Origin of the sequence: Dietzia sp. E1, assembly GCF_014145015.1 — a bacterium.
Taxonomy (GTDB): Bacteria; Actinomycetota; Actinomycetes; order Mycobacteriales; family Mycobacteriaceae; genus Dietzia; species Dietzia cinnamea_A.
On record NZ_JAALDU010000559.1, the window covers coordinates 1 to 2,104 of the forward strand.

Here is a 2,104-nt window from a genome sequence, read left to right on the forward strand (position 1 = left end):
CGCTGGCCGTGGGCACCTCCCACGCCGTCCTCGACTACGTCACGCCCTACGTCAAGGAGCGCCACGCGTTCGGCGAGCCCATCGCGCACCGCCAGGCGGTCGCGTTCGCCGTGGCCGACATGGCCACCGAGCTCGACGGCATGCGCCTGGTCACCTGGCGCGGCGCCTCCCGCGCCGAGCAGGGGCTGTCGTTCGCCCGCGAGGCCGCCCTGGCCCGCAAGATCGCCGCCGACAAGGGGATGAAGATCGGCCTCGACGGTGTCCAACTGCTGGGCGGGCACGGGTTCACCAAGGAGCATCCCGTCGAGCGCTGGTACCGCGACCTGCGCGCCGTGGGCGTGGCCGAGGGCGTGGTGGTCCTGTGACCGCCCCCCGCCCCGCCACCCTCCCGAACCGGACCAAGGACATCCAGCGATGATCAACCTCGAACTACCCAAGAAGCTCCAGGCGGGTGCGAACCAGGCCCGCCAGGTGGCCACCCAGATCTTCCGGCCCATCTCGCGCAAGTACGACCTCGCCGAGCACGAGTACCCCGTGGAACTCGACACCCTCAAGGCCATGATGGAGGCCATGGAGGACGCCGGCCAGGCCGCCTCGGGCGCCACGATGGGATCCGGCGGCGCCCCCAAGCGCGAGGGCGTTTCCAACGGCGGCAACATGAAATCGCTGCTCAACATCATCGAGACCTGCTGGGGCGATGTCGGCCTCACGCTCTCGATCCCCCGGCAGGGCCTGGGGAACTCCGCCATCGCGGCCGTGGCCAACGACGAGCAGATGGAGAAGTTCGGCCGCGTGTGGGCCTCCATGGCCATCACCGAGCCGGACTTCGGCTCCGACTCCGCCGCCGTGTCGGCCACCGCCCGACTCGACGGCGACGAGTACGTCCTCAACGGCACCAAGATCTTCGTCACCTCCGGTGCCCGTGCCGACCACATCGTCGTGTGGGCGACCCTGGACAAGAGCAAGGGCCGCGCCGCCATCAAGTCCTTCGTCGTGCCGCGCGACCACCCCGGCGTCTCCGTGGACCGGCTCGAGCACAAGCTCGGCATCCGCGCCTCCGACACCGCACAGATCACCTTCACCGACTGCCGCGTCCCCAAGGAGAACCTCCTGGGCGATCCGGAGATCCGCGTGGACAAGGGCTTCGCCGGCGCCATGCAGACGTTCGACAACACCCGCCCGCTGGTCGCCGGCATGGCGGTGGGTGTCGCGCGCGCCGCGCTCGAGGAGATCCGCACGCTCCTCGAGGAGGCCGGCATGGAGATCGACTACGACCGGCCCGCCACCAGCCAGCCGGCCGCCGTGGCCAAGTACCTCGAGCTCGAGGCCGACTGGGAGGTGTCCTACCTGCTCACGCTTCGCGCGGCGTGGATGGCCGACAACAAGATGCCCAACACCAAGGAGGCGTCGATGTGCAAGGCCAAGGCCGGCCGCACCGGTTCCGCGGTGACCCTGGGCGCCGTCGAGCTCGCGGGCAGCTACGGCTACTCCGAGCGCAGCTTCCTGGAGAAGTGGTCGCGCGATTCCAAGATCCTCGACATCTTCGAGGGCACCCAGCAGATCCAGCAGCTGGTCATCGCCCGCCGCATCCTCGACCTGTCGAGCGCCGAGCTGAAGTGAGCTGACCCGCCGGACGGAGCGACGAGACCAGTTGGGTCGACGAGACCCGTCGGATCAACGAGAAGAGCGTTCCGCACACCACGCCGAGCGGGTGTGCGGAACGCTCCTCTCGATGGATCCCGGGGCCGGCCGGGCCGTCAGGCCATCCGGAAGCCGCTTCCGGGCCAGTTGCGCGCGGTGGCGTCGGCGACGATCGCGTCGAACGAGTACCCCAGCGCGGGCAGGAAGAACGGCGACTGGGCCGGGTGCAGGCACGAGGGCAGAACAGGGCCGAGGCTGCCGGCCGCCCCGGCCGCCGGCGGCATGTGGCCGCCCGAGACCAGGCCCACGAGCCGGCCGTCGCGGGTGATGGGCCCGCCGGAATCCCCGTACCCGGCACAGGCGTGGCTCCAGAACCTGTCACCCTCGCGCTGCCAGGTGATGCCGCACGTGTGGCCGGTCGACAGGCCGTCCTTGCAGACGACGTCGCCGAACTCCGGCGCCG

The 2,104-nt window shown here is 70.5% G+C and carries 2 protein-coding genes and 1 pseudogene; 2 read left to right on the forward strand and 1 reads right to left on the reverse strand.

Annotated features, from left to right (window positions below; translation table 11 throughout):
* Positions 1 to 365: acyl-CoA dehydrogenase family protein (locus G6030_RS15575; RefSeq protein WP_277817478.1), on the forward strand; the 365-nt coding region annotated here is incomplete at its 5' end.
* A gap of 49 nt (positions 366 to 414) precedes the next feature.
* Positions 415 to 1,620, forward strand: a complete 1,206-nt coding sequence (locus G6030_RS15580; protein WP_182643730.1) for an acyl-CoA dehydrogenase family protein — start codon at positions 415 to 417, stop codon at positions 1,618 to 1,620.
* Between the two features lie 137 nt (positions 1,621 to 1,757).
* Here the strand turns inward: G6030_RS15580 and G6030_RS15585 are convergent.
* Positions 1,758 to 2,104, reverse strand: a pseudogene (locus G6030_RS15585) (S1 family peptidase); the annotation flags it as partial.

What these genes read in the sequence shown, in the direction of transcription:
- G6030_RS15580 (WP_182643730.1), top strand. Translation starts at nt 415, where the DNA reads ATGATCAACCTCGAACTACCCAAGAAGCTCCAGGCGGGTGCGAACCAG.